The organism is Hyphomicrobium sp., from assembly GCF_041674905.1.
Taxonomy (GTDB): Bacteria; Pseudomonadota; Alphaproteobacteria; order Rhizobiales; family Hyphomicrobiaceae; genus Hyphomicrobium_B.
Genome location: NZ_JBAYUV010000077.1, coordinates 1 through 2,661, shown reverse-complemented (window position 1 = coordinate 2,661; position 2,661 = coordinate 1). Strand labels below are relative to the sequence as shown.

The following is a 2,661-nucleotide window of genomic DNA, read 5'->3' as shown; positions in this document are numbered from 1 at the left end:
TGACGTCGTTTACGATACGCACGTAACGTAGGAAACGAGACTTTGGTGATACGCGTGTCAATCGTGTCGCCCGAAAGGGCGTAGAGAGGCCATGACTGTACGCAACACCGCGAAGCGGGCTGATAATATTAAGCCTGCCAGAAAGCCCGCCGTTGATGGTGACATGCGGGCGGAAAACGTGCGGCTCCGGGCGGAGCTTGCAACCGCCCAGCAGAGGATAGCGGAACTGGAGCAGCGCACGGCCGATGCGTTGAATCGGATTGATTGGGCTCTCGATTCGCTTCATAACCATAGCCCAGGCGACTGAGGTGCGCGTCATGCGAGCGGGGGGGACGGCGGCGCCGTCGACGTGAGTGGCTGACGTTGCAATAAACTTCAATGGCCGCAGCTATCGTTTCGCGTGTGGCGATAACGAAGCCCCGCGCCTCGAAGAAATCGCAAAATATCTGACTGGCAAGCTTGAAGCGCTGACGCGCGAGCATGGCAACATCGGCGACGAACGGCTGATGCTGATGGCCGCCCTGGTCGTCGCCGACGAGCTTTTCGACGCCCGCGCCGATGTCGACGAGCTTTTGCAAGGCCCCTCGGAAAAAGCGGACTCGACCGAACCGGCCGCGACAAGACGCACCGCATTCGGTTGAGTGCGTCGACCTCACCAAAGGTTGGCTCTGGATTTTTGGTCGCCACTCGCCTAATTTTCAAGGTGCTGCGGGGCTCGTTAGGGGCAATATGACCCGGGGGCCTATAAGATCCGCACGGGTGCTGTCCCTGACCGGAGCCGTGGCTTCGGACACACGGTGCCCACCTACGCTCGTAGGGACCACGCGGGATCATGATCCCGACGGCCTTCGCGGCACTTTGATTTCCTAGGGGTACGTCGGGTGACGGACGAGACGAAGCTTGAGGCCAAAAAGAAGTTGCGCGCTGAAGCGATGGAACGCCGCAAGGCCGCTTTCGCTCAGCACGGCGCCGAAGCCAGCCGCAAGATCGCGGCGCACGGCGTCGATTTTCTGGCCGCAACTCCGGGCGCGATCGTGTCAGGTTTCGCCGCCATCAATGATGAGATCAATCCGGCGCCATTGATGACGTGGCTGCAAGCCGAAGGCTTTCGCCTTGCGCTGCCGGTGATGCAAGGGCGAGGAAAGCCGCTTCTGATGCGCGCCTGGACACCGGGCGATGCGATGAACCCGGCGGCCTGGGGCATTGCCGAGCCGATGGACGACAAGCCTGCGGTCGACCCCGACATTCTGCTCGTCCCATTGCTAGCCTTCGACGCGCGTGGCTATCGCTTGGGCTACGGCGGCGGCTTCTATGACCGCACGCTGCAACGATTAAGGAAGTTGAAACCGATCGTGGCAGTCGGTCTCGCTTACGATGAACTGAGGGTCGACGCCGTGCCTGCCGAAAGCTATGACGAGCGGCTGGACTGGGTGCTCACGCCTTCCGGTCCGCTCCATTGCCTCGACTCCTGATCCAGGCCTCCTGATGCGATTGTTGTTTCTCGGCGATATTGTCGGTCGGCCGGGCCGTACCGCGGTCTGCAATGCACTTCCCGCCCTCATTACGCGCTACACGATCGATTTCGTCGTCATTAACGGCGAGAACGCCGCCGGCGGTTTCGGAATCACCGAAGCGATCTTGAATGACGTGCTCGACGCCGGCGCCGACTGCGTCACGCTCGGCAACCATTCCTTCGACCAGAAAGATACGCTTGTTTTCATCGAGCGCCACGACCGGCTGATCCGGCCGCTCAATTATCCGAAGGGCACGCCCGGTAAGGGATCAACGCTATTGAAAGCCAGGAACGGCGCCGACGTCCTGGTCATCAACGCGATGGGCCTCGTGTTCATGCCCGATCTCAATTGCCCCTTTCGAGCCATCGATGCCGAGTTGACCGCGTGCGCGTTGAAGCGCGGCGCAGACGTAATCCTCGTCGACTTCCACGCTGAGGCGACGAGCGAAAAGCAGGCGATGGGGCTGTTCCTCGATGGCCGCGCCAGCGTCGTCGTCGGCACGCACACCCATACGCCGACGGCGGACGCGCGCATCCTGCCCGCAGGAACGGCCTACATGACCGACGCCGGAATGTGCGGTGACTACAACTCGGTGCTCGGAATGGACAGCGACGAGCCGATCAACCGCTTTCTGACGAAAATCCCCCGCAGCCGCTACGAGCCCGCGACCGGTCCCGGCACGTTGTCAGGCCTGCTGGTCGACATCGACGATGCGACGGGCCTCGCGACGCGCGTTCAGCCGCTTCGCCAGGGTCCATGTCTGGAGCCCGCTATCCCCGAAGTCTGAGAGAGACGCCGCGCGAGGCTTGACCGTCGCAATCGGAGCCGCGAAAAGGAGCGGCAAAGTCTGCAGAAGCAGGACGCACGACGGACTGGGACCCATGGCCGGCCATTCGCAATACAAGAATATCATGCACCGCAAGGGCAAGCAGGACGCCATGCGCGCCAAGCTCTTTGCCAAACTCGCGCGCGAAATTACGGTTGCGGCCAAGTCCGGCACGCCCGACCCGGATATGAATGCGCGCCTACGCCTCGCGATTCAGGAAGCGCGCGCCGAGAACATGCCCAAGGACAACGTCGAGCGCGCCATCAAGAAGGCGCTCGGCGGCGATCTCGCGAACTTTGAAGCGGTGCGCTACGAGGGTTA

At 62.1% G+C, this 2,661-nt stretch carries 4 protein-coding genes, 1 other RNA gene and 1 pseudogene; 5 read left to right on the top strand and 1 reads right to left on the bottom strand.

Annotated features, from left to right (window positions below; translation table 11 throughout):
• A partial coding sequence (locus WC026_RS17365) for a hypothetical protein (protein ID WP_372712265.1) occupies window positions 1-286 on the bottom strand: 286 nt, incomplete at its 3' end.
• A gap of 67 nt (window positions 287-353) precedes the next feature.
• Between WC026_RS17365 and WC026_RS17360 the strand changes: the two genes are divergently transcribed.
• The 5 genes and pseudogenes from WC026_RS17360 to WC026_RS17340 form a co-directional block, all read left to right on the top strand.
• The gene (locus tag WC026_RS17360) at window positions 354-641 is read left to right on the top strand and encodes a cell division protein ZapA (protein ID WP_372712264.1); all 288 of its coding nucleotides are present in this window, start codon (window positions 354-356) and stop codon (window positions 639-641) included.
• A 59-nt stretch (window positions 642-700) separates the two neighbouring features.
• Window positions 701-861, top strand: a non-coding RNA gene (ssrS, locus tag WC026_RS17355) — 6S RNA.
• A 20-nt stretch (window positions 862-881) separates the two neighbouring features.
• On the top strand, window positions 882-1,472 hold the full coding sequence (locus tag WC026_RS17350; protein WP_372712263.1) for a 5-formyltetrahydrofolate cyclo-ligase: 591 nt from the start codon (window positions 882-884) through the stop codon (window positions 1,470-1,472).
• A 13-nt stretch (window positions 1,473-1,485) separates the two neighbouring features.
• Window positions 1,486-2,301: a TIGR00282 family metallophosphoesterase gene (locus WC026_RS17345; RefSeq protein WP_372712262.1), complete on the top strand. Its 816-nt coding sequence runs from the start codon at window positions 1,486-1,488 to the stop codon at window positions 2,299-2,301.
• A gap of 94 nt (window positions 2,302-2,395) precedes the next feature.
• Window positions 2,396-2,661: pseudogene (locus WC026_RS17340) on the top strand (YebC/PmpR family DNA-binding transcriptional regulator); the annotation flags it as partial.